Annotated in this window: 20 protein-coding genes; 8 read left to right on the top strand and 12 right to left on the bottom strand. The window is 33.8% G+C overall.

The genetic code is table 11. From position 1 onward, the window contains the following. Position 1: 1 nt before the first annotated feature. Together kduI and ACNC7R_RS06575 are read right to left on the bottom strand one after the other, a co-directional pair. A complete protein-coding gene (kduI, locus tag ACNC7R_RS06580) occupies positions 2-841 on the bottom strand; it encodes a 5-dehydro-4-deoxy-D-glucuronate isomerase (protein ID WP_417940146.1) in 840 nt (279 codons plus the stop codon). A gap of 165 nt (positions 842-1,006) precedes the next feature. Continuing rightward, complete coding sequence (locus tag ACNC7R_RS06575) at positions 1,007-2,452, bottom strand: MFS transporter (protein WP_417940145.1); 1,446 nt, start codon at positions 2,450-2,452, stop codon at positions 1,007-1,009. Positions 2,453-2,894: 442 nt separating this feature from the next. On the opposite strand from ACNC7R_RS06575, the gene ACNC7R_RS06570 reads away from it, so the two are divergent. The 3 genes from ACNC7R_RS06570 (at position 2,895) to ACNC7R_RS06560 (ending at position 5,266) form a co-directional block, all read left to right on the top strand. Then, entirely contained in the window at positions 2,895-3,773 is an 879-nt protein-coding gene (locus ACNC7R_RS06570; RefSeq protein WP_417940144.1) for an alpha/beta hydrolase, read from the top strand. Between the two features lie 80 nt (positions 3,774-3,853). After that, the gene (locus ACNC7R_RS06565) at positions 3,854-4,153 is read left to right on the top strand and encodes an ArsR/SmtB family transcription factor (protein WP_278010640.1); all 300 of its coding nucleotides are present in this window, start codon (positions 3,854-3,856) and stop codon (positions 4,151-4,153) included. Positions 4,154-4,159: 6 nt separating this feature from the next. Next, on the top strand, positions 4,160-5,266 hold the full coding sequence (locus tag ACNC7R_RS06560) for an NADH:flavin oxidoreductase (RefSeq protein WP_417940143.1): 1,107 nt from the start codon (positions 4,160-4,162) through the stop codon (positions 5,264-5,266). A 129-nt stretch (positions 5,267-5,395) separates the two neighbouring features. On the opposite strand, the gene ACNC7R_RS06555 is transcribed toward ACNC7R_RS06560, so the two are convergent. The 9 genes from ACNC7R_RS06555 to ACNC7R_RS06515 form a co-directional block, all read right to left on the bottom strand. Beyond that, complete coding sequence (locus ACNC7R_RS06555; protein ID WP_417940142.1) at positions 5,396-6,529, bottom strand: acyltransferase family protein; 1,134 nt, start codon at positions 6,527-6,529, stop codon at positions 5,396-5,398. Between the two features lie 39 nt (positions 6,530-6,568). Further along, on the bottom strand, positions 6,569-7,219 hold the full coding sequence (locus ACNC7R_RS06550; protein WP_417940141.1) for a DUF1349 domain-containing protein: 651 nt from the start codon (positions 7,217-7,219) through the stop codon (positions 6,569-6,571). 119 nt (positions 7,220-7,338) lie between these two features. After that, on the bottom strand, positions 7,339-9,555 hold the full coding sequence (locus ACNC7R_RS06545) for a glycoside hydrolase family 3 C-terminal domain-containing protein (RefSeq protein WP_417940140.1): 2,217 nt from the start codon (positions 9,553-9,555) through the stop codon (positions 7,339-7,341). A gap of 208 nt (positions 9,556-9,763) precedes the next feature. Beyond that, on the bottom strand, positions 9,764-11,407 hold the full coding sequence (locus ACNC7R_RS06540) for a DUF6377 domain-containing protein (protein WP_417940139.1): 1,644 nt from the start codon (positions 11,405-11,407) through the stop codon (positions 9,764-9,766). Positions 11,408-11,432: 25 nt separating this feature from the next. Further along, positions 11,433-13,691 (bottom strand): acyl-CoA dehydrogenase, encoded by a 2,259-nt coding sequence (locus tag ACNC7R_RS06535; protein ID WP_417940138.1) that lies wholly within the window; start codon positions 13,689-13,691, stop codon positions 11,433-11,435. A 100-nt stretch (positions 13,692-13,791) separates the two neighbouring features. Beyond that, entirely contained in the window at positions 13,792-14,196 is a 405-nt protein-coding gene (locus tag ACNC7R_RS06530) for a GNAT family N-acetyltransferase (protein WP_417940137.1), read from the bottom strand. A 67-nt stretch (positions 14,197-14,263) separates the two neighbouring features. Further along, a complete protein-coding gene (locus ACNC7R_RS06525; RefSeq protein ID WP_417940136.1) occupies positions 14,264-15,730 on the bottom strand; it encodes a glycosyltransferase in 1,467 nt (488 codons plus the stop codon). Positions 15,731-16,028: 298 nt separating this feature from the next. Next, positions 16,029-17,609 carry an NADP-dependent glyceraldehyde-3-phosphate dehydrogenase gene (locus ACNC7R_RS06520; protein ID WP_417940135.1) on the bottom strand — a complete coding sequence of 527 codons (1,581 nt, stop codon included), beginning with the start codon at positions 17,607-17,609 and terminating at the stop codon, positions 16,029-16,031. Between the two features lie 72 nt (positions 17,610-17,681). Next, positions 17,682-17,993 carry a rhodanese-like domain-containing protein gene (locus ACNC7R_RS06515; RefSeq protein WP_078226243.1) on the bottom strand — a complete coding sequence of 104 codons (312 nt, stop codon included), beginning with the start codon at positions 17,991-17,993 and terminating at the stop codon, positions 17,682-17,684. A gap of 355 nt (positions 17,994-18,348) precedes the next feature. Here ACNC7R_RS06515 and ACNC7R_RS06510 point away from each other — a divergent pair, with 355 nt between their 5' ends. Beyond that, a complete protein-coding gene (locus ACNC7R_RS06510; protein ID WP_417940134.1) occupies positions 18,349-18,990 on the top strand; it encodes a Crp/Fnr family transcriptional regulator in 642 nt (213 codons plus the stop codon). A gap of 176 nt (positions 18,991-19,166) precedes the next feature. Next, positions 19,167-19,952: a sulfite exporter TauE/SafE family protein gene (locus ACNC7R_RS06505; RefSeq protein WP_417940133.1), complete on the top strand. Its 786-nt coding sequence runs from the start codon at positions 19,167-19,169 to the stop codon at positions 19,950-19,952. Positions 19,953-20,233: 281 nt separating this feature from the next. On the opposite strand, the gene ACNC7R_RS06500 is transcribed toward ACNC7R_RS06505, so the two are convergent. Next, positions 20,234-20,638, bottom strand: a complete 405-nt coding sequence (locus ACNC7R_RS06500; protein ID WP_417940132.1) for a hypothetical protein — start codon at positions 20,636-20,638, stop codon at positions 20,234-20,236. A 1,130-nt stretch (positions 20,639-21,768) separates the two neighbouring features. Here ACNC7R_RS06500 and ACNC7R_RS06495 point away from each other — a divergent pair. The 3 genes from ACNC7R_RS06495 to ACNC7R_RS06485 all read left to right on the top strand — a co-directional run bounded on the left by ACNC7R_RS06495 (position 21,769) and on the right by ACNC7R_RS06485 (position 24,723). Beyond that, positions 21,769-22,617, top strand: coding sequence for a sensor histidine kinase (locus tag ACNC7R_RS06495; RefSeq protein WP_417940131.1), 849 nt, complete (start codon positions 21,769-21,771; stop codon positions 22,615-22,617). A gap of 5 nt (positions 22,618-22,622) precedes the next feature. Continuing rightward, positions 22,623-23,273: a LytR/AlgR family response regulator transcription factor gene (locus ACNC7R_RS06490; protein WP_417940130.1), complete on the top strand. Its 651-nt coding sequence runs from the start codon at positions 22,623-22,625 to the stop codon at positions 23,271-23,273. Between the two features lie 88 nt (positions 23,274-23,361). Continuing rightward, a complete protein-coding gene (locus ACNC7R_RS06485) occupies positions 23,362-24,723 on the top strand; it encodes a LamG-like jellyroll fold domain-containing protein (protein ID WP_417940129.1) in 1,362 nt (453 codons plus the stop codon). Positions 24,724-24,754: the final 31 nt, after the last annotated feature.

The following is a 24,754-nucleotide window of genomic DNA, read 5'->3' as shown; positions in this document are numbered from 1 at the left end:
TTTATCTTAAATCAGTGATTTTACAAACATCCATATCTCCATAATCTAAATTCTCTCCAGCCATTCCCCAGATAAAAGTATAATTACTTGTTCCGGAACCGGAGTGGATAGACCAAGGCGGAGAAATAACTGCCTGATGATTGTTCATCCAGATATGTCTTGTCTCCTGCGGCTGTCCCATAAAATGACAAACTGCCTGATTTTCCGGAATATCAAGATAGAAATAAACTTCCATACGACGATCGTGAACGTGTGCAGGCATGGTATTCCAGACACTTCCCGGTTTTAATTCTGTCATTCCCATTTGCAATTGGCAAGTTGTAACCACGCTTCCAATAATCATTTGATTAACGGTACGGTGATTAGCCGTTTCCATTGTTCCCAATTGCAATTTATTAGCTTCAGCTAAACTTACTTTTTTAGTTGGGTAAGTCGTATGTGCTGGTGCAGAGTTTAAATAAAATTTAGCCGGATTACTGCTGTCATCACTTTTGAAGATTACTTCTTTGTTTCCAGCTCCGATGTACAAAGCATCTTTAAAACCTAACGTGTAAGTTGTTCCTTCAACAACAACAGAACCACTTCCTCCTACATTAATAATCCCTAACTCTCTTCTCTCCAAAAAATAAGGAGCTTTAAGCGGATCAATAGTTTCTAAAACTAAATCTCCTTTAACAGGAACTGCAGAACCGGTTATATATCTGTCATAATGAGAATAAACGAATACTACTTCATCTTCCTGCATTAGATCATCAATTAAGAATTCTTCTCTCAATTGCTGGGTATCATATTTTTTTACAGCCTCTGGGCTTGATGCGTATCTGGAACTATATTTTGTCATAATTTTAAATTAATGTAATCGATTGCACAAAATTATATTTTTATATTTAAATATCATAATAGAAACGAAAATTTATTTGTGTAATTATTACACTTATGATAGTTTTTTCAATTATTAACATATTTTTCCCATTACAATATTCATATTGCAATGAGAAAAATAATTTTAAAGATCAGTAATTGGAGCATATTTTGGAACCAAAGTTTTCATCACAATCCAGCCTGTTAAGTAACATACTGCACAAATTGAAAAAATGATAAAATATCCAGCCTCAATTCCTTGAAAGCCCATAAAAGACATATTTGTATCTTTACTATAATCGAATAATAATCCGGAACCTTTGTTAATTAATGTCGAACCGATTCCTCCTGCCAAACCCCCAATACCTGTAATCGTTGCAATTGCTTTTTTAGGAAACATATCTCCAACAGTTGTAAAAATATTTGCTGACCATGACTGGTGAGCTGCCCCGGCAATACCTATGATAATTACCGGCACCCAGTAACTAATATAACCTAATGGCTGTGCAATCAAAGCTAATAGTGGAAAAAATGCAAAAATAAGCATCGCTCTCATCCTCCCTTCATACGGATTCATCCCTTTCTTTTCAACGAAATAAGTCGGAAGCCATCCTCCTATAATAGACAACAATGTAATCATATACAAAACAAACAGCGGCAAGGCAGCCTCAGTAGAATCCATTCCATAAACCGAACTCAAATAAGCAGGAGTCCAGAACAAAAAGAACCACCAGACACCATCAGTCATAAACTTTCCAAAAGCGAACGCCCAGGTTTGTTTGTATTTAAAACAATCTACAAGAGAAACTTTGGTTTTAGTCTCAGGCACATAACCAACTATTTTACTATCTTCTATTTCATCTTGTTGAATATAAGCTAATTCAGCTGCACTAACTTTTGGGTGTTTTTCAGGTTTATCATACATAAAAATCCAGAATCCCATCCATACAAAACCTAATGCCCCAATGATAATGAATGCCATTTCCCAACCAAAAGCCTTAGCTATGAACGGAATTGTTATTGGCGCTGCTAAAGCTCCCACTGTTGCTCCGGCATTAAAAATACTTGTTGAAAATGCCCTGTCTTTTTTAGGAAAATATTCTGCTGTAGTTTTGATCGCTGCAGGAAAATTCCCTGCCTCCCCAACAGCCAGAACAAAACGCGCAAAAATAAACAATGTTACACTGACATTAATTACTAACGCTGTATCATTTACTGTATGAATTACATCTTTAGCACCTTCAAAACCTACGAACCAGTTACCTGTGATAATCCCAGAAGTTGCAATCCCACAAAAAGCATGTAAACAAGCACCTAAAGACCATATTCCGATAGCCCATAAAAATCCTTTTTTAGTATCCAGCCAATCCACAAATCTTCCAGCAAACAGTAAAGAAACTGCATAAAAGATAGAAAACAAGGCCGTAATGTTTCCATAATCATTATTCGTCCAGTGAAATTCAGGAGCAATAAAGTCGCTCCACGTTAACGAAAGAACTTGTCTGTCTAAATAATTAATGGTTGTTGCAAAAAACAACAATGCACATATACTCCATCGATAATTTCCAATAGATTGGTTTTTTTGACTCATAGTAATTATGTTTGTTCGGCTTATTTAAAGACCGTTTAATTAATTAAAAATGTATTTTTTACAATTACAAACAAACGTAATATTTTTATATTAACCATACGTTTTTACGATATAATTAATTTTCAAATAAAACCAAAAAATGTAATCGATTGCACAAATATAAGTTTAAATACTTATATTCCAAATAAATTATTTAAAAAATTATTTCGCAGTACAAATTAAACATATATAATAAAAAAACATGCTGAAAATTAAACATTAAACAATACATTTGTTAAATCAATTATCTCAAAAAAGCAATTAAAACATTGATATGAAGCCAAATAAATTTCACCATCAATACATACTTTTTACTAAAAAATCCAATCCTAAAAATTTAAGAAAGTCAAAAAAAAATAATTCAAAAATTTTCTTTTTCATATGTTATTTCACATTTGGAATTATGCTGAATTTACATGCTCAAAATGAAACTTTACCAATCTGGAAATCTATTCCTGATGAAATAATTGCTCATGACTATAAAGAAAAAGAAGTAATAAAAGAAGGCAAAATTCAACGTACAAGTTTTGTAACAACCCCAATATTGAATGTTTTTATTCCGAAAGAAATAAAATCTAATCAAACCGCAGTCCTTATCTTTCCTGGTGGAGGATATGCGCACTTGTCAATGGAAAAAGAAGGAAGCAATGTAGCTGAATGGCTAAACTCTTTAGGGATTATTGCTTTTGTTGTAAAATATAGGCTACCCAGTGATCTAATCATGAAAAACAAATCTATCGGACCTTTACAGGATGCTCAGGAGGCTATTCGTTTTGTCCGGTCTAATGCTGCAAAATGGAATATTGATCCGAATAAAATTGGTACGATCGGTTTTTCAGCAGGTGGTCATTTAGCATCAACGCTTGCAACTCATTTTAATGACAAAGTATATGAATCCAAATTGAATAGTAGTGCCAGACCAGACTTTTCAATATTAATTTACCCGGTGATCTCAATGGATAGTAATATAACACACAAAGGTTCACAGACGAATTTGCTAGGTAAAGAACCTTCGCAGATTCTTATTGATAATTTTTCTAACGATAAAAAAATTACATCGCAGACACCTCCAACTTTTTTAGTGCATGCTTCAGATGATAGTGCTGTTTTACCTGAAAACAGTATCAATTATTATTTAGCTTTAAAAAAGAACAACGTTTCAGCCGAATTGCATATTTACGAAAAAGGCGGTCACGGTTTTGGTTTGGGAGTACAGGATACCAGTCAGTTCTGGATTAACGACTGTAAAGAATGGCTTAAAGCGAATCACTATATTTTTTAAACACAAACAGTTATCATAAAATTTATCTAAAATTATTTTTAATTAATTTACATATCGGGAAAAGTCGATATATTTGCATTATGGAACAAGTAGAAATTTTTAAGGCATTGTCTAACAAATCCAGATTGCAAATGCTGGAATGGCTAAAAGAACCAGAACTCAACTTCCCGGATCAGATCACTGCAGGATTTGAACATGGCGTTTGTGTTGGTCAGATACAAGCCAAGGCAGGCCTTACTCAATCTACCGTTTCAGAATATTTGTCGATTTTACAACGCGCAGGTTTTATAGAATCTACGCGCGTTGGACAGTGGACATACTACAAACGCAACGAAAGTGCCTTTGAAGCACTCAGTAAATTAATTCAATCTAATTTGTAAATTATTATGAGTACAAACAGTCTGTTTTCTCCATTCTACCTGAAAACACTACATCTTAAAAACAGAATTGTGATGGCGCCAATGACGCGATCCTTTTCTCCAAACGGAACTCCAACCGAACAAGTTGCTTCATACTATCAAAAAAGAGCAGAAGGCGAAGTTGGACTTATATTATCTGAAGGAACTGTCATTAACAGACCTTCATCATCAAACGATGCAAACGTACCTCACTTTTATGGCAGTGAAGCATTGAAAGGATGGAAAAAAGTAATCGATGAAGTTCATACAGCCGGAGGTCAGATGGGACCGCAAATCTGGCACATGGGAATTATGGACAATCATCACTCCGGATGGGTTCCTCCTGTTCCTTTTGAAGGTCCTTCAGGATTGAATCGTCCTGATTTCAGAAATGGTATTGCCATGTCTGAAAAAGATATTGAAAATACGATCTTAGCTTTCGGAAAAGCAGCTGCTGATGCTAAAAATTTAGGTTTTGATACTATCGAAATTCATGGTGCTCACGGTTATTTAATCGACCAGTTCTTTAGAGCAGAAACCAATCTTCGTGAAGATATTTACGGCGGAAAAACACTTCCGGAACGTAACCGTTTTGCTATTGAAGTTATAAAAGAAATCAGAAAACAAGTTGGTGAAGATTTTGCTGTAATTATGCGATTCTCTCAATTCAAGCCTTCTGACTATAATTACAAACTGGCTAAAAACCCTCAGGAATTAGAAGCTTGGCTTACCCCACTTGTTGATGCCGGAGTAGATATTTTACATTGTTCGCAAAGAAGATTCTGGGAGCCTGAATTTGAAGATTCTGACCTTAATTTTGCCGGCTGGGCTAAAAAAGTAACCGGAGCACCAACTATTACTGTAGGTTCTATCGGATTATCAAGTGATTTCTTTGGCGCTTTTGCAGGAGAAAGTTCTGAACCCACTTCTTTGGAAGAACTAAACAGACGTTTCGATAGAGGTGATTTTGATTTGGCCGCCGTTGGAAGACCTTTATTATCAGATCCGAATTGGGTTGCCAAAATTAAAGCTGGTAAAACGGATCAATTAAAAGGTTTCAGTAAAGAGGCTTTAACGGAATTGATTCTAGAATAATTTATATTGCAAATGTAGAACAGACGCACTGCTGTGCGTCTCTACAAATGTACGTGTCTAAATAAAAAATAAACATAAAGGGATGAACCGTTTTAAAGTTCATCCCTTTTTAAATTTTAATTCGAAAACTTATTCCGTAACAACAATTTTCCTTTTTTGAAATTGATTTTGCAACCAATTACGAACCGGTTCATCGTACAATTTCAAACATAAATAAGCGAGTACAATACTGGCAACTAAAACTCCAATTCCAACCACATAGCCATCTTCTAAAGAGACATTATTATCTACAACCCAGGCTGTAAACCAATAAATCAACGGATAATGCGTAATATAAAGCGGGTACGAAATGTCGCCTAAGACTTTGCAGATTTTAAGAGAAAATGCATTTTTTATTTCTCCTCCTGCTCCAATTGATACTACCAACGGAAATATCAGAATAATACAAAACGATTCATACAAACCGTTCATCCACAAACTATTTTCATCTCCAATTCTTGGTATCATCAGCACAATTGCTATCAATAAACTGCATACCCAGAAAGCACCTTTTATATGAATTAATTTTCCTAATCGGGAAAGCAAAATTCCGGCAAAGAATGGATACAATAGACGTGTAAATCCAACATTCATTTGCTCCAGATTCAGTGACCATCCTCCAATAACATCTCCTTTTGGTCCAAAAACAGTATAATTAATCAGTAAACCTGCAAATATCAAAACAAAAACTCCGAGTACTTTATTTGAGAATTTACGAAAGAACAAAGCATACAGGATATTCGCTATATATTCGAAAAAAAGCGACCATGCAGGTCCGTCAAGCGGATGCATTTCACCCCAGCCTCTGATTTCCATTGATGGCGGAACTGGAAGCAATGTGAAACCAATAATCATGGTTAAAATTACCTTCCACACCTCCATCCCGGCAATCATTGGGAACAAAATATCCGAAGCCTGAAAGTAATAGAATATGGCGCCAATAATCATTCCCAAAATGACCATGGGCTGCAGGCGAATCAAACGACGTTTGTAAAATTCCCATTGCGTCATTTTTCTCCAACGGTCATCATATGCATAGGCCACAACAAATCCTGATAAAAGAAAAAAGAAATCTACGGACAGATAACCATGATTGATGATTTGCTTAAAACGGTTTCCTCCTGCAAAGGCTTCAAAAATATGAAAAGCAACTACTAAAATCGCAGCTACCCCACGTAAACCGTCTAAAATTTCATAATGTTTTTTGGGTTTAATCTCGGTCATAAAATGGTTAATAATTAGTGGTTAATGGTTAATTGATAACTAATCCTGATGATTCTTTAGCCATTCTAACCTGCGCTGATCCGGTAAATGTGTTACTTTGAAGTTTTCAAATTTGGCTTCAAAACCTTTTCCGTCAGGTGAAGCTGCCATCAAACCTACCATTACGGGAGTATTATCCTGCAAAGGTGCATTACGGGTCAGAATATAGTTTTTATCATCATAAGAAAAGAATATTTCAACTGCATCCAATCTTCTCACTACTTTTATCCAGACAAATGGCGGGGCTTTATCTAAAGTGGTTACGCTCCAGTCGCTTTTATCATGCGTTACAACCGTGCTTATATTGAATTTTCCGTCAACAAACTCCACTCCGGTTTTAATATAGTTTTTTTCATCTACTCGAATCATCAGTCCCATTTGATCAAAACGTGCAATATAATTGCCGGTCAGTTTTACTTTGGCTTCAAATTCACCACCATAAGTTGCATAATAAAAAGGCGCATCATCAACGGTGAATCCATAATGCGAAATACGCCAATAATCACTCCCAGCGGTTACGTTGATAATTAAGGAATTGTTTTTAATTTCCCACTTTTCAGGTTCATTAAACCACTGCATTTTGTTCAGGCTTTGCGCCGAAAGGTTTTGCATTAGAAACGCAACCATTGCAAATAAAACAACTCGTATCATCATTATTATTTTTTAGAGTAAAACATCAAACATTGTATATCCAACTTTTTTTAAAAGCAAAGCTGCAATTTTTTACAATTACAGCTTTTACAACCAACCAATTTAGATAATTATTGAAATTATTGAAGCGAAAAACTCACTTTAGATTTTATATCTGTTGAAGATGCGCCAATGATTGCTTCAAAAGCACCTGGTTCTGCAATCCATTCGTGTTTTTTATCGTCAAAGAAACTTAAAGCCGTTTTATCTATTGTAAAAGTTACTGTTTTTTCTTCTCCCGCTTTAAGCGAAATTTTCTCAAAACCTTTTAATTCTTTTACTGGACGCACCAAAGAAGATTTTAAATCACTGATGTAAAGCTGAACAATTTCTGAACCATCTCTGTTTCCTGTATTTTTTACTTTAACAGAAAAGGTAATCTGATCTCCTGCTGACAATTGTTTTTTATCGGCAGTTACTTTTCCGTATGCAAAAGTCGTGTAGCTTAAACCGTGTCCAAAAGAGAATAATGGTTTTGTTTTCTGTTTGTCTGCCCAACGATACCCTACAAAAATGCTTTCGTTATATTTAACCTCATCGCCACCCGGAAATTCACCTAAAGCATGTGCCCCATTATCAGACAATTTCACTGGAAAAGTAAAAGTCAACTTTCCGGACGGATTCACATCGCCAACCAAAACATTTGCCAGCGCATTTCCTGCTTCTGTACCTAAGAACCATCCCTGTACAATTCCGGGAACTTCTTTTACCCAAGGCATTGCCACTGCATTTCCGGAGATATTTACAAAAACTATATTTTTGTTTACCTTAACTAACTCATTTATTAATTTATCCTGATTGTATGGAAGTTGTAATTCCTTACGATCTGCTCCCTCAGCATCCTGGTTATCGCTTTTGTTTAATCCTCCAATAAAAAGTACAATATCAGCATCTTTCGCAGCTTTTAAAGCTTCTGCTGTTAACTCGGCTGCTGAACGTTTGTCTTCTAAACTAACTTTAGCCACAACTCCGTTATAATTGCTGGTAGGATCTCCAACATAACCTCTTGCGTAAACAATCTCGGCCTGATTCCCAATTCTTTGCTTCAAACCTTCAAGCGGTGTGATTTCATATCTTGCTTTTAAGGATGAGCTTCCTCCTCCAACTGTCATCATTTTAATAGCATTCTCACCAATGACAGCGATTTTCTTCGTTTTAGAAAGATTGATTGGTAAAATGTTATTGTTATTTTGAAGCAATACTATTCCTTCTTCGGCAATTTTCAAACCTGCTTTAGCATGTTCTTCAGTTCCAAAAGATCCGAAAGGTCTGTTTTTATTCATATTAGTAAGGAAAGACAAACGCAGAATACGACGTACTTTTTCGTCTAATTCCTTAGTTCCCACTTCACCTTTTTTGATCATTTCCGAATAAGGTCTTGCTAAATAATAGTTGTCGTATGCATTACTGGTTCCCCATGAAAGTCCGTTTGTCCAGGAACCAAATTCCATATCCAAACCATTATGAATCGCTTGTTTTGTATCATTAACTCCTCCCCAATCAGAAACAACCACACCTTTGAAACCCCATTCTCCACGCAGAATATCATTCAGCAAAAACTCATTATGGCAGCATTGCTGACCTTTATATTTATTGTAAGACCCCATAATTGCCCACGCATCACCTTCCTGAACAGCCGCTTTAAAAGCCGGGAGATAGATTTCGTACAAAGCACGATCATCCACAATTACGTTTACTGAATTACGATTGGTTTCCTGATTGTTCAGTGCAAAATGTTTGACACAGGCTGCCACTCCATTTGACTGAACTCCTTTAATATAAGAAACCACCATTTTTGAAGCAAGAAAAGGATCTTCGCCCATATATTCGAAGTTACGTCCGTTTAATGGTGTTCTGTAGATATTCACTCCAGGGCCTAATAATACGTTTTTGTTGCGATAACGGGCTTCTTCTCCCAATGATTTTCCATATAATGAAGCTAACTCTTTATTCCATGTGGCAGATAAAGCCGTAAGAGCTGGAAATGCAATACAGGAATCATTCGTCCAGCCTGCCTGATCCCATTCGTCCCATTTCACTTCAGTACGAATTCCATGAGGCCCGTCAGTCATCCAGTTTTCAGGAATTCCTAAACGCGGTACACCCGGCGAACTAAATTTAGACTGCGCATGAATCATGGCAATTTTTTCATCAGTAGTCATTCGCGAAAGCGCATCTTCTACACGCTCATTAAGTGGCTTTTTATCATCCAGATAAATTGGAACTTTATTTTGTGCATTACTTCCAAATGAATTCAGCAATAGTAAAACAGCTATTGCTTTAACGTTCTTAAACATACCATTTTATTTATTAGTCATTAATCAGATTATCCAGCATTAAGCATTTAAAATGCCTTCTAAATAATTATGGTAAAACTAAAACGATATCGTGTTTGTCTAAATCACAAATAAAAAAAAGTAGTGGTTTCAAAAAATAAAACACTAAAAATAAGCACTTTAAACAAAAACAAACACTAAAAAAAGTAGTAATTTTAAAAACAAATAATTAAATTTTTTGAGAAATCAGGCCAATTTTCATCACCATTTCCTCAAAATCATTTCGGGAAACTATGGCTTTGTTTCTGGCTCTGGTACGATAATTATAAATGGTGCTTAAAGAGTAGCGAAGAAAGGCAGCAATTTTTACACTATCTGTTATTCCGAGCCGAATCAAGGCAAAAATTCGAAGCTCTGTATTGAGTACTTCTCCCTGTTTCAATACAATCTGCTCTTCGTTAATAAGCAAGGCATTAAAATCTTTTACAAAAGTGGGATATAAATTCAAAAAGATAATGTCGAAATTTTTGTATAACTCTTCCAGTTCATTATCAACTAAAGTAGTCGATTTCAGCATCCTGAAGATCTCATCAAATTGTTTGGAAGTTGCTTTTTTATTTAATATGACACGATAGTTCTCAAGCTTATTGATGTAAGCTGAGCAAAGGTTAAAAAAATGTGCAATATATTCTTCCTTTATATGGTTTGACTCTGACAACTGGGCATTACGTTCCTGAAGCTGATTATTGGTCTCTGTGATATTTTTGTTTAACTCAGCTAATTTCTGACTAGTTTCATAAAGTTCTCCACGAATTCTGGAAACCTTTTTCATTTGCTTATAAACGTATATGACGGCAAAAATTAAAAATAAAGACAGCAAACTAATACAAAAAAGGTAAACCTGAAGTTCTTTCCTGCGCTGTGCTTCACGCTCTAAATAAGCGGTATTGATAATAGAATACAATTGCGACATCAAAAGTGTGCGAAACTGCACATTACAATAAAGCGCATCTTCAATAGCAGATTGCGTGAGTTTGTATGCCATATCAACATTTCCTAAGTTATAAAAAACGATAGCCAGTTCTTGTATTGAAGCATTATCTTTTATGGCTTGTTTAATATCTGAAACCGCAGAAAGGGCATAATATTTTTTTACTAATTCTATTTTATGGGTATTTTGTGAAATATTCCCCAAAAGATATGTAACCATAGGATATTGAGGGTGATCATCCTTCATGCCTTTCAATAAACTTAGTAACTCTTTGTGAGCAGCATCAAATTCCCTGTGATAAATTCTTTTCTGAATTTTAGTAATCTTATAATCTAAAGAATTAGGATTTAAAACGCCCAGCAGCGAATCACGATATTTACCTATCTGCTCAAAAAACTCACTACTTCGACTGTTTGCGCCATAATGCTCATAAAATTCACGATACGTAATATAATAATTAGGCAGTAGTGATTTTTCTAATTCTTTTTTATTGATATTTTTTAAAATCGCTTCTGATTCCCGGTATTTCCCTGTTGATGAATACAGGTTTGCCAGTTGCAGTTCCGCCAGATTCAACAACTCATTCTTATGAAGTTCATCAGCGATTTTCAGATTTTTCTTTACATAAAAAATAGCCGAGTCTGAGTTAAACTTCTGATATTCTTTATATAATGTCTGATTATAATTGTACTCTTGTTCTTTAGAAAAATCCTGTGATTTTATTTTTTTAAAATTTAAAATTCTTTCTTCTTTTAGCCGGACATAATGCTGTTTATTTTTCACAGCATTGTTTAGCTTATCCAGAACAGCATCTGTAGTATTCGATGCGTAACCTGAAAAGCAAAACAGAAGAGTGATAAAAAAAAGACAATACTTTTTCAAACGATTAAAAAAATAAAATTTATAATTATACCGCAATTGGCGCTGCCAGACAGCTTTGTGGAATGTCAAATGCATTTACCAAAGAAACCGCATCGGGTCTGATGTCCCAGCAAAGCTGATTGACCATTTTACGAATTGCTTTGGTTTTCACAGCTTCCATATATCCGTCTTCCAGATACCAGGCCTTGTTTTTTTCAATCTGAGAAAGGGCATACAACTGATTTAATTTTGCCAGAATTGCTTTTGTTTTTTCATCTTCCACTTTAGAGATCGCGATCTGAAATTGTTCCAAAACTAATCGATCCAGATAGGCTTCAGCAACTTCAATCATTTGGTGTTGTACCACATTAAAAGCATCATAAGCCTCTAAACCGCCATCTACTAATTTCTTAATACGCCTTGCAGCAGATGCCAAAATGGTTTTTTCTCTGTGGATGAAAGCCTGTAAATGAAATTCTGAATCCAACAGATGTTCATCATCGGTTCTTCTGGTTACGATTGGATTTTTCTCTGCTAAAGCCGTTTTGGCATTTTCAAAAACATAATTAATGATGCCAAAAGACCCCATTTCTCCAAATGCTTTTCTGAATTCTGCTAAGCGGTTTTTGGCTACCAATTGCATCAAAACTGTATTATCACCTTCAAAAGTGGTATAAATTTCTGTATCATTTTTTAGAGCGTCAATTCTGTTTTCAGACAAATATCCTTTTCCTCCGCAGGCTTCACGACATTCCTGTAAAATATCTCTTGTACTCCATGTAGAGTATGATTTAAATCCGGCTGCCAATGCTTCAATTTCCTGCATTTCGTCTTCTGTTTTGTTTAGAAAGCGACTAGTAAGATATTGCAATCCAAAATGAACGGCATAGGTTTTTGCTAAATGCGGAATCAATCTTCGCTGATGCATCCTGTAATTTAAAATCGGGACTTCAGAACCTCCTTCTGGTCCAAATTGTCGTCTTTGATCGCTATAGCGAATAGCAATCGTAAGTCCTGATTTCGCTGCTGCCAAAGCCGAACACGGAATTCCGATTCTACCTCCGACCAAAGTACCCAACATGGTAAAGAAACGTCTGTTATCACTCGGAATCGGACTCTCGAATTCTCCTTTGTCGTTCACAGAAGCAAAACGATCCAGCATATTGTCTTTCGGAATCACAACATTATTAAAACGAATGGTTCCATTATCCACACCATTCAGTCCCATTTTATGACCGCAATCGCCTATTGTAATTCCGTTTAAAACATTTCCATTTGTATCACGTAGTGGCACGACAAAAGCATTTACACCATAATCGTGACCGTCAATAATCAGTTTGGCAAAAACCGTTGCCATTTGTCCATGAACGGCAGCATTTCCAATATATTCTTTCTGGGCTTTTTCGTGAGGTGTATGAATGGTAAAAGTCTGATCGTTATGATTGTAAGTTGCTGTTGTTTCAAGACCTTTTACATTTGAGCCATGATGTGTTTCAGTCATTGCAAAACAGCCAGGAAGTTTTAATTCGCCAATATCTTTAAGGTATTTAGCATAATGTTTTTCGGTTCCCAAAGATTGAATGCTCATTCCCCAAAGTCCAAATTGTACACCAAATTTAATCACCAGACTTAGATCATGATAACTCAACGTTTCCATGATGGCAAAATAATCCGCTATGTTTTCACCTCCTCCATGCTTTTTCGGATATGCCATATTACCGAGATTTTCGTCTGCTAAAATTTTACACCAATTGAAAACTGTCTGACGATAAACATTAATATCTGTTGAAGTTTCATAAGCAAATTCAGGTCTTGAAATTACTTCTTTTACTTTTTTGATAATACTGGCCTGATCCCCATCCAGGATTTCAGTCAATTTTTGGATTTCAAAATTATCATTGGTTTTAGTAGTCGCCGTCAGAGATTTTCTCTGCGTTTTGAAGTTCTGAATTAATTCTTCACCCAAAAGACCCAAATCATTTTCTAATTTTGTAAAGTTTTGTTCCAGTACTGAAATATCTAAATTCTTTTCAGAAAGTGCTACCGCGATATCAAAAATGGACTTTATAGCCGATTTATCATTAATACTATTCTCGATGTCCAATTTCCATTTTGTAAGTTCATTACGCGAAGGCGGATTCGAAATATCTACTTTCGAAAGTAGAAACTGTTGCTCTTCAGGCGAAAGAATCGTTAGAGAAGTAATAAATCCCTGTAAAGTCGAAAACTCTTTTTGCGTTAAAAGATCGTCAGACCAAACAAGGTATAAAAGTGGTATAAAAGCCTTAATTTTTGAATTCTGCATAGTAAACTAAGTATTAATTTGTCTGTGGTTAAATTAATATAATTAATTGAAGTTTTCTATAAAACAGGCTCAATTAGGATTTTTTTCACACTTCAAAAAATCATAAAGAAATTTCCATGATTGTAAATTCCTGACCTGCTTTGCTAAAGGTTTGAAAAGTATCTTTCATTCCCAATTTCTCATAGAAAGATTTTTTGCCGTTTCTGGCATTGCACCAAATTCTTTTTAAATCTTTTTCTCTGGCCAATCCAAAAATATGCTTCAAAAGTACAGAAGCTATTCCACGACCCTGAAATTCCTGTAAGGTGGCAAGTTTTCTAAACTGCATTTCATTTTCTGAAATAAAACAAGATACGATTGAAACCAGTTTCTCTTCTATAAAAACACCAAAATGCAGCCCAGATTCATCTTCGTCCAGCTGAACAAATGCTAAAGGCTGATCCGGCCACATTACTTCATACCTGATTTGCCAGGTATCGGAGGGATTGATTGATTTTATTATCATATAAAAAATAAAAAGGAACCGTCTAATCCATATGGAAAAGACGGTTCTAAAATAAGCTATTTTTTTCTTATTTAGCTACCTGGCTATACTGTTCCAAAGTAACATATCCTTCTAGTTTTTTTTCAGACAAACCACGTGTCAGCCATCCTTTTTTATGCGCAGTGATAATGGCATACGGAGTGATCCAAAACAGACTAAAGCTGTAAAAAATACTATATGAATAAGCCCAAATTGCTTCAGAAAAATTATATTTTTTAGCATAAAAGAAAGCCGGAAAACTTGATATAATGAATATGCTTACGAGTGTTGAGCTAAAAAACAAAAGTGGATGGATTGCAATAAAAAAGAACATGAAAAGTAAAAATGGTACAGACATAATAATTTTTGCCGTTTGGTCTAAGTATAAGAGTCTTGTTCCTATTTTAGATCCGGTTCTGAAATTTTTAAAAACATACTTTGCCATCATTATATTTTCCCTAACATTGCTTCTGCCCCAACGGATAAACATTTTATACAATCCAGTATATCCTTCCGGAACATTCGTAAGTACAACTGAATTTCTTTGAAATAAAACCTGATATCCCTGTTTCAAAATCATATTAGTCATTGCACGATCCTCGCCAATATCTGAAGGTTCTCCCATAAAAGTCTGATTGATCCATTCTTCAAGACAGGCAAATACAGCAGTTTTTCGATATGCTGCCAAAGCTCCGGGAGTACAAAATACGGATCCTAATACGCTTTCTACAGAGCGTACAAACTCAAAGCTCATTACAAAACTCACATTAAGCATTTTAGGAAGCATTGCTGTTTTATTGTTCAAAACATGAACATTTCCCGCAACAGCTCCACATTTTTCATTGTACACAAAAGGACTAACTAAGTTTCGCAATGTATCTTTCTTTACAATCGAATCGCTGTCAACAGTCACAAAAACATCTCCTGTCCCTAATTTAAATCCTCTGTAAAGTGCGTGACGTTTTCCTTTATTTTGTGGCTGCTGATAAATAGCCAAGTGATCACCAAGCTGTATCTTGGCTTGCTGAATCCAATACCACGTATCATCTTTACTGCCATCGTCAATTGCTAGTATCTGCATTTTCTGCTCCGGATAATCACTATCTGCCAGGCTTAATAGGGTATCCCAAACCAGTTTCCCTTCATTATAAGCCGGAACAATTATGGTAACCATAGGCAGTAATTCATCTGAAACAGATTCTATTGATTTGTACTTAAAATAAAGAAAAGACTTATATAGAAAAACACCTGCTTTAAAAAGAAACAAAGCTGTTGTCAGAATTAAAAATGGATAACCCCAAGTAGAATTTATTCTGTCAATATGAAACTGATCAAAGTCGGATTGGAATTTATAAACCAGAAAACCTCCGGTCATCATTAGTAAAAAAGTTCCTATAAGTATTGCAATACCGGTTGCACTTGTAGTCTGATTATTATTTATTGAGTATTGGTGTTTTTTTGCTTCGTTAAGACCTGAGTCATAAAGCTGCTCTGAAGTAATTGATTGGCTTTTCATTTTGGATTGTATTTTTTATATAAAATGGCATTTATTTTTAATTCTTTATCTGAGAGAATTGCTACAATCCTGAATAAGCAAGGCTTATGCCATTTGAATTTACAGTTGATATTAAGCTATTTAAGAAAACAAACCTTTTTTTTATGTGTATTTATTACACACTTTCCCTAAACAATACACACTTTTTAAGTTTTAATGAATGAAAAAAGACGAGTCAATTTCAAAACATATCAAATAGAAAAACCGCCTGATTCTAAAAGAAAAAGACGGTTTTGAAAATTAATATATAACCTTAAAATTATAAAATATAATCTGTATTGATGAAATTAGATTCTTTACTGTTTAATAACTCTTGAAGGATTTCATTGTTATAAGCTATATCTTTTGAAGCTACGAAAGTACGGATTGAGAATGAACGCAATGCATCCGGAATACTCAAAGTTCCTACTGCAGAATCTTTACGTCCAGTAAACGGGAACGCATCAGGACCTCTCTGGCAAGAACTGTTCAGATTCACCCTGCACACTAAGTTTACCAAAGCATCGATAAGCGGTGCCAAGGTTTTAATATCTTTTCCAAACAAACTTACCTGTTGTCCGTAGTTTGATTCGGCCATATCGTCAAGCGGTTCGTTAATATCTTTGAAAGAGATAATTGGCACAACTGGTCCAAATTGCTCTTCATGATACACTCTCATTTCTTTGTTGACAGGATATAGAACAGCAGGGAAAATATAATTCTCTGAGTGCTTTCCTCCTTTTTCATTTAGTATTTTTGCGCCTTTACTTTTTGCATCGTCGATTAACCCCTGAATGTAAGCTGGTTTATCTTCCTCTGGAAGCGGAGTCAAAGAAGCTCCTTTTTCCCATGGATTCCCAAATACTAAAGCATCTACTTTTTCAGAAAAACGTCTGTTAAATTCTTGAGCAATAGACTCATGAACATATAAAACCTTCAAAGCTGTACAACGCTGACCGTTAAAAGATAACGAACCTGTAATACACTCCTGAATTGCCAAATCTAAATCGGCATCCGGTAAGATAATAGCAGGGTTTTTAGCTTCCAGACCTAAAATCAAACGCAGTCTGTTTTTATTTGGATGCTGATCCTGTAAAGCGATAGCTGATTTACTGTTTCCAATCAATGCCAAAACATCAATTTTTCCTGATTTCATGATTGGAGAAGCCACTTCACGACCTCGTCCGTAAACGATATTGATAACTCCCTTTGGGAAGCTGCTTCTAAAAGCTTCTAATAATGGAGAAATACATAAAACTCCGTATTTTGCCGGTTTAAAAATCACGGCATTCCCCATAATCAGTGCAGGAATCAATAACGAGAACGTTTCGTTAAGAGGATAGTTGTATGGTCCAAGGCACAAAACCACTCCAAGAGGTCCACGGCGGATCATTGCGTTTACTCCCTGAACTTTTGAGAATTTAGAACTACGTCCGTTTAATTCTTTATAACTGTCAATAGTATCCTGAATATATTCTACTGTTCTGTCAAATTCTTTTTGCGAATCGCCAAGGTTTTTTCCGATTTCCCACATCAAAAGCTTTACCACCTCTTCACGGGTTTCTTTCATTTGCCTAACGAAATTCTCCATGCATTTGATACGGTCAATCACTTTCATCGTTGGCCATAAACCTTGTCCTTTATCATAAGCAGCAGTTGCAGCTTCAACTACCTCAGCAGCTTCTTTTTCTGCCATGAACGGAATAGAACCCAATAATGTCGGCGCATATTTTTCTGTAGAAGAAATAGTCGAAAAAACAGGTGTTGTCTGGCCTATCCACTTTTTCAATTCTCCATTAACAAGATAAGTATCCTGATTCAGAAGATCTTTAATTTGATATTCTTCGGGTATAAAACTCATAATCTGGTAATTTTAGTTTGGTTATTTATTTATTTTTAAATGAAAAAAGAGGCTTTACCGCCTCTTTCACTTTTATGGATTTACGGTATCACCTTCCCAATCCAGGATTCCACCAAGCAGATTATAGGCGTTCTCAAACCCCAACTCATTCATAATCTGACATGCCTTAGCACTTCTCGCCCCGGAACGACAATACACATAATAATTTTTGTTTTTATCAAGCTCTTCTATCTCATAAATAAAAGCCTGACCTTTATTAATGTCAATATTAACAGCATTTTCAATGTAGCCGTCGTTAAATTCGTCTTCAGTTCTTACATCAAGTATAACTGCATTTTCATCAGACTTTAATTGCTCAACCCAATCTTCTTGTGATAAATTCATAGCATTGTGTTTTTTGTAAAATTAAATGTTTTTACTAAATAAAATACGTACAAAATACGATTTCTATTATTATTCACAGAAAACGTTTTAGAATAAATATTATACTTAGTGTTTTACAAATTTACTCACTATTTTCAAAAAAACATACTGTAATACCTATAGAAAATAGGATATTTTCATTTTAATAATTCTCATCTTAAAAATAGTTTTCTGACATTTAATCCCATTTCAAACTCCTATCTTTACAAAAAAATATATTTTATTAACCTTTTGATAAAATAATCAGCAAACTTAGGTTATAGCACGCAAAAGCGTACCATTAGAAATCTACTAATGTCACAAATTCATTACTCAAATGGAAAATTCATTAAAAAAAGTGTTCCCTAATTTCTCCAACGAACTCATTGGAACTATTGAAGAAAACGGCAATCTTCAGTATTTTAAAGCTGGCACTATCCTAATGCGAACAGGACAATATATTAGAAACACGGTTTTAATTACCAAAGGAAAAATCAAAATCTATCGTGAAGGCGAAGATGGCGGCGAGTTTTTAATGTACTATTTACAACCAGGACAAGCCTGTGCTATTTCGATGATTTGTACTGCAAAAAGCGAGAAAAGCAAGATTATGGCTAAGGTTGTAGAAGATGTTTCAGTGATGATGATTCCGCTGCAAATGATGGACAAATGGATGATGGAACACAGATCATGGTACGAGTTTGTTATCGAAACCTACCGAAGCCGTTTTGAAGAAGTCTTAGAAGTAGTGGATAACATCGCTTTCCGCTCTATGGATGAACGCCTGGAATTCTATTTAAAACGCCATTCTGACGCTTGTGGCTGTTCTGAAGTCAAATTATCACATCAGGAAATTGCATCCGAATTAAATACCTCCAGAGAAGTCATTTCGAGATTACTCAAAAAAATGGAGCAGCGTGGTCTTGTCAAACTAAACCGCAACCAAATTGAATTACTAAACAATAATTCCATAAAATAACACAAACGATTTTGTAAGCTTTGACAGAACCGGGAATTTCAAAGCATCCGGATACTGTGTATGATCCACTAAAAAAATATTAAAATTTTGTAAAATTCGTGTTTGCTATACCTTCTGTGATAAATGTTACTGTGAGTTTCTAAATTCCAAACCACCTTTGCATCAAAACAATTGCAATGGAATACGCAGGTTATTTTGCTTCAATAATTATCGGAATCTCGCTTGGCTTAATAGGCGGCGGCGGTTCTATACTCACAATACCAATTTTAGTATATTTATTTAAGGTAAATCCGGAACAGGCCACTTCATACTCCTTATTCATTGTGGGAATAACCGCTATGTCAGGAAGTTACAGTCATTACAAAATGGGAAACCTGAAACTTAAATCAGCTTTGTATTTTGCGATTCCGTCTGTGATATCCATCCTTATTATCCGCGAAGTTATTTTTCCTCATATTGCCGCTACCTTATTTTCAGTTGCTTCCTATTCGGTTTCAAAAGATTTCCTGATTATGATTGTGTTTTCTATTTTGATGATCACAGCAGCGATTTCGATGATTCGGAAAGATCAGCCCGAAATAAAAGCAATCAAAACTAATTATATTCAATTAAGTGTAATAGGTTTTGTAGTTGGAATCGTAACCGGATTTCTGGGTGCCGGAGGCGGATTCTTAATCATACCGGCTCTGCTTTTTTTCGCTAAATTACCAATGAAACAGGCTGTAGGAACTTCGTTATTAATTATCACAATCAATTCTGTAATAGGTTTTGGAGGAGACTTATACATCGGGACGCCAATAGATTACCCTCTTTTACTACGTATTTCTGCTGTGGCATTAACAGGAATGTTAATAGGAAGCCAGCTTTCTAAAAAAATAGACGGAACAAAACTGAAGCCTCTTTTTGGCTGGTTTGTACTTGTTATGGGAATTTATATTATTACTAAAGAAGTTTTGTTTTAATTCTTCATAAAAAAGCTTTTAGCCCAAAAAGATTTTGGGCTAATAACAGGACACATTTTATCTGGGGTTATATCAAATTTCCCCAAATTTTTGTTTATAACACCCAGACTCAACTTATGTCCTGCTTAAAAGCTTTTCTATTTATATTAATTTATTTTGTAAAGTTCTTTCCGCTGCTTTATTTCATTATTTTTTTCTGATAGTGATAAAATAACCATACATCATGAAAAACAGATTCTACTGCGAAATTCCAAATACATACATTTTCTTTTTTTCATTATTTAAGCAGTATTTTTTATACTTCTTTCAAACTGAAAATACAGATATTGATCTATCTGCCTGCCTATCAGAAAACGATCATTTGATTCAATTTTAATTCTTGTTTCTTTTTGATAAATATCTTTTACATAAACAAAATATATAAATTCTGAAGCATTATGAAATCTTGCGATTATAATACAAGCGTAACATACAACTGTGGCGATAATACAGTATAAATCCATCATATCAGTAAAAATCATACAACAATATGCTGCGGCTGTTACGGCAATAAAAGCAATGCTTTCAAGAAAATATTCTTTCTTTTTTCTTACCAGTCCAAGTTCTTTAATTTCATCAAATTTATACTGCCAGTTTTTTGATTTGTATTTAAATTTAATTGTGTCGCTAAAAATCGTTATGAACATAATAAAATAAGAAATAAAAGTTTGAATAAAACATCTTTCTTAAGACAACTTCCGGAAAAATCTTAGGTGTGCAATATTACGCATTATCCTCTTTTTTTTCCTACAAACCAAATTATAAAACATAACTCATAGTTATAATTAAATACTTAAGAAAAATAAGTCAAATTGTCTTGGGTTTTATTCCTATTTGCTAAAAATAAAGAATATCATCATACATTTCGTAAGGCTGGACTATCCGCTAAAATCCCATTACAAACTAGGGAAATTTAGTATGGAGTAGTTTTAAATACGAGGAAAAACAACCTGAATAACAAGCACATACCTATCTATTTCATCACATTAGGTTTTGAAAAATAAGAGAAGACCATTTTATAGTGATTACAAATTGACTAAATTCAAGTATAAAAAATAAATTACTACTTTTGCTTCTAAGGTATCCATAACACATACAAAAACTTCATGAAAGATATAATTGCATTCTCTTCAAGTTTATTAGGTTTGTTTTTTCTAATAATCAATACCTTTCTATTTTTTAAAAATAAACGAGTTCGCAAAAAAACTGAAAAGACATTTTTATGGTATCTATTTTCTCTTTGTATTGTAGAAATACTATGCCATTTGATAGGATTTTTATACTTTGGACAAAACTTTTTTGTATCGCATTTTTATTTTTATTTCCAACTATTATTTTTATCCATACTTTTCAAAAAATTAATTTCAAATACGATTTTGAAAAACCTTATATGGACAGTTTTAATCACACAAACAGTAATTTTAGCGTCGATGTATATAAAAGATCCAAATTCATTTTGGAACTTTAATAATTATGAAATTATTTCCATCTCTATAATTTTAATACTTTATGCGCTTTATTATATCTTTTCCAATTTATCTACTGAGCATCGTTATTTCAACTTTTCAATTGGTTTAATTCTATATTTTGCGTGTAGTGTCACGATTTTTTCTGTAGGCAATTTAGAATTAGTTTTATGTGAAGATCCTTTTATAGATATATGGATTTTTAATATTATTTTCTATATTATTTTTCAAATCTTTATCTTTAAGGAGTATCTTTTCCTGAAATCAAAAAAATAAATGGAATGAACATTAAAATGTTTCTAAAATCTATTTTGTTTATTTTTTATATAGTCGTTTTTTTAAATACGTCGCTTGTTTTTTCTTTTCAAACAAAGATTTTTTTACAACAAAACCAGGGTAGTAACGTTATACAAATTGAAAAAACATTCCTAAACAAAAAACAGCCTATATCAAACCAAACGATAAATGAAGTAAAAAAAAGTCAAATTTTATTACTGATTATTGTGACTTTTTTTGTGACTGGGTTTCTGTTCTTAATTTATCATTTAAAAAAAGTAAGAATTATAAACCAGCAGTTAGAAAGTTATTCCAAACAAAACGAATTTTTAATTAGCGAAACCAATCATCGGGTCAATAATAATTTACAGCTAATTTCATTACTTATAGCTGATACACTCCGAAAAAAGCATAGTGAAGAAAATAGAAATGATTTTATCAAGCTCTTATCGAAAGTAGAAACCATTGCTTCTTTACATAGACATTTGTATCAAACAAAAACCAACAATGAAATTGACTTAAAGGAATATCTTTTGGAAGTAAAAAATAATTTTACAAGTCTAGAAGAAGATAAAGAATTTGAGATCACTTTTGAGATCGATTCTATTCAAATTCATTCTGATAATGCTATGTATATTGGTTTACTAGTTACCGAATTAATTATAAATTCAGTAAAACATGCCTTTGAAAAAAATCATGAAAAACGAATGAGTTTAGAAATTAACAAAGAGAATGATGTGGTTTCTTTTGATTATAAAGACAACGGAGTAAATTCTATAGATAAAAAACTTAGTCCTAAATTAGTCCTACAACTTTGTCTGCAATTAAAAGTCAACCCAACAATAGAAACAGCCAAAGGGTTTCATTTATATTTTAATTTATAGCCTTTATGCCAAAAATAGTAATTGTAGAAGACCAAGTTTTAATTGCAAATCATATAAAAAATATTTTAACAGATTGCGGTTATGCGTCTATTGAATTGGCTTTCAATTTAAATGATGCTACAATTACTTTACATCAGTTTTTACCCGAAATTATTTTATTAGACATCAATGTAGAAGGTCACGATACCGGAATTGAATGGGCAAAAATGAACCTAACTAATAAAAAAGTCATTTTCATCACGGGTCAAACGGAAATGGAAACCTTAAAAAAAGCAATAAAAATTCAGCCTGTTGCCTATTTAACAAAACCTATAAAAAAAATCGATTTAATTGCCGCTATCGAACTAGCAAGAGAACAATTCAAACCAAAATCAATCACTGTTAAAGATGGTTATAAGGATGTAAAGATTTTATTAGATGCTATTTTATTTATTAAAAGTGATAAAAATTATATCGATATTATAACCACTTCTAAAACCCATACCATTCGAACTACTTTAGATAATTTTCATAAAGAATTAGATGCTTCCACTTTTTACAAAGTTCATCGCTCATATATTGTAAATAAAGATAAAATTTCCATAAAATCCAGTTCGTTTGTAAAAATTGAAGAGTATGAAATTCCTGTTTCCAGAGATTTAGTTTTAAACCTTTAAATTCGTCCACAAAGCTCTGCATTTCGTCCCAAGTTAAATCTTAGGGTGCTTTTTTGTTATATTTTTGGGTATTAAATACCACATTTATATGAAACAAAAATACTTCTCTACACTTTTACTGTCTTTACTTTTTGGTATCACAAACGCACAAAACAATGCATTACAAATGAGTAATGATAGTTATTTTAGTTGTTATAATGTAAACAACATAAACTATTCTGATTATTACTTAAATGAAAGTTCTTTTACCATCGAGTATGATTTTTATTTAAACGCGTTAACAAATTTCAATGCTCGAATTAGTTCTTTGGCAGATAGTGGTCTTTATGCTAAACCTATACATTTTTATGTTAATGATACAGGAGCTTCTATCCTATCATTAGGAAATGGCTACTCAGAAGAAGTGATTCCTAGAATGCCTACGTTTAATGTACAACAATGGTATCATATTGCTTTGGTAGTAACCAATGATGCTGCCAAAAATGTAAAAGTTTATGTAAACGGAATACCTATGGTAGATTATAATTTTACTACGACTTTAGAAGGTTTTTATAATCAAAACCGATTAAATCTTGGCGCTAATAGTTCCTATTCTTGGACAAATGTAGGGAATGCGAAATATGATAATTTCCGAATATGGTCTACTGCACGAACTGCATCAGAAATTGCGAACAATTATGCTTCTTGTGTAGCAAGAAATGAACCTGGACTGGTTAGTTATTTTAATTTCGATGGGTTTAATGGTAACCAAATTGAAAACTTGGCAACCAATAGCCTTAATTATAATCTGTTTTATGTGTATAATTCCTATTCCTATGTAACAGGTAGCGGGTGTTCTATAACTCCTTTACAAGCACCGATATATGTTTCAGGTGGCTTTAATGCTATTTTTTATTATGTAGATCAAGTAAATGGGAAACCTCATTATAAAACAGATAATTATTATTGCGCTACGAACATAACTCAGGCAACATGTTCTGGTGCTGCATCACCTTTTTCTGAAATAGTTTGGGAAAACAATCAATGGAAAATGCGTTCTGCCTATTGTGTTATGTATCTTAGTGAAGAATGTGGCCCTGCAGAATTTAATGGTATTAATGATAATATTATTGGTATTAATTCTAATGACACACCTTTACCTCCTTGCACAGGATGGACAAATAATTTGACGATTACTACTTCCGATTGCACTACACTAGCAACCGTTAGTCAAAAATTAGAAGACCACATTACTATTTACCCCAATCCAACCCATACGATCTTGAATATTGAAGTCAAAGAAGAGGTTACTATTCAGGTTTTTGATGTGATGGGTAAAATGATTTTATTTAGAAATAATGTACTGAATTCAGAAAAAATAAACCTCACTAACTATCCTAATGGGGTCTATTTAGTAAAAGTAACCGATGCTACTGGAAACAATAAAAGTTATAAGATAATTAAAGAATAATTTCCTAATTATAAACATTTTATAAAAAACA

It is taken from the genome of Flavobacterium adiutor (assembly GCF_048282555.1).
Classification (GTDB): Bacteria; Bacteroidota; Bacteroidia; order Flavobacteriales; family Flavobacteriaceae; genus Flavobacterium.
The sequence above is the reverse complement of the archived record's forward strand: the minus strand, read 5'-3'. Positions and strand labels throughout refer to the sequence as shown.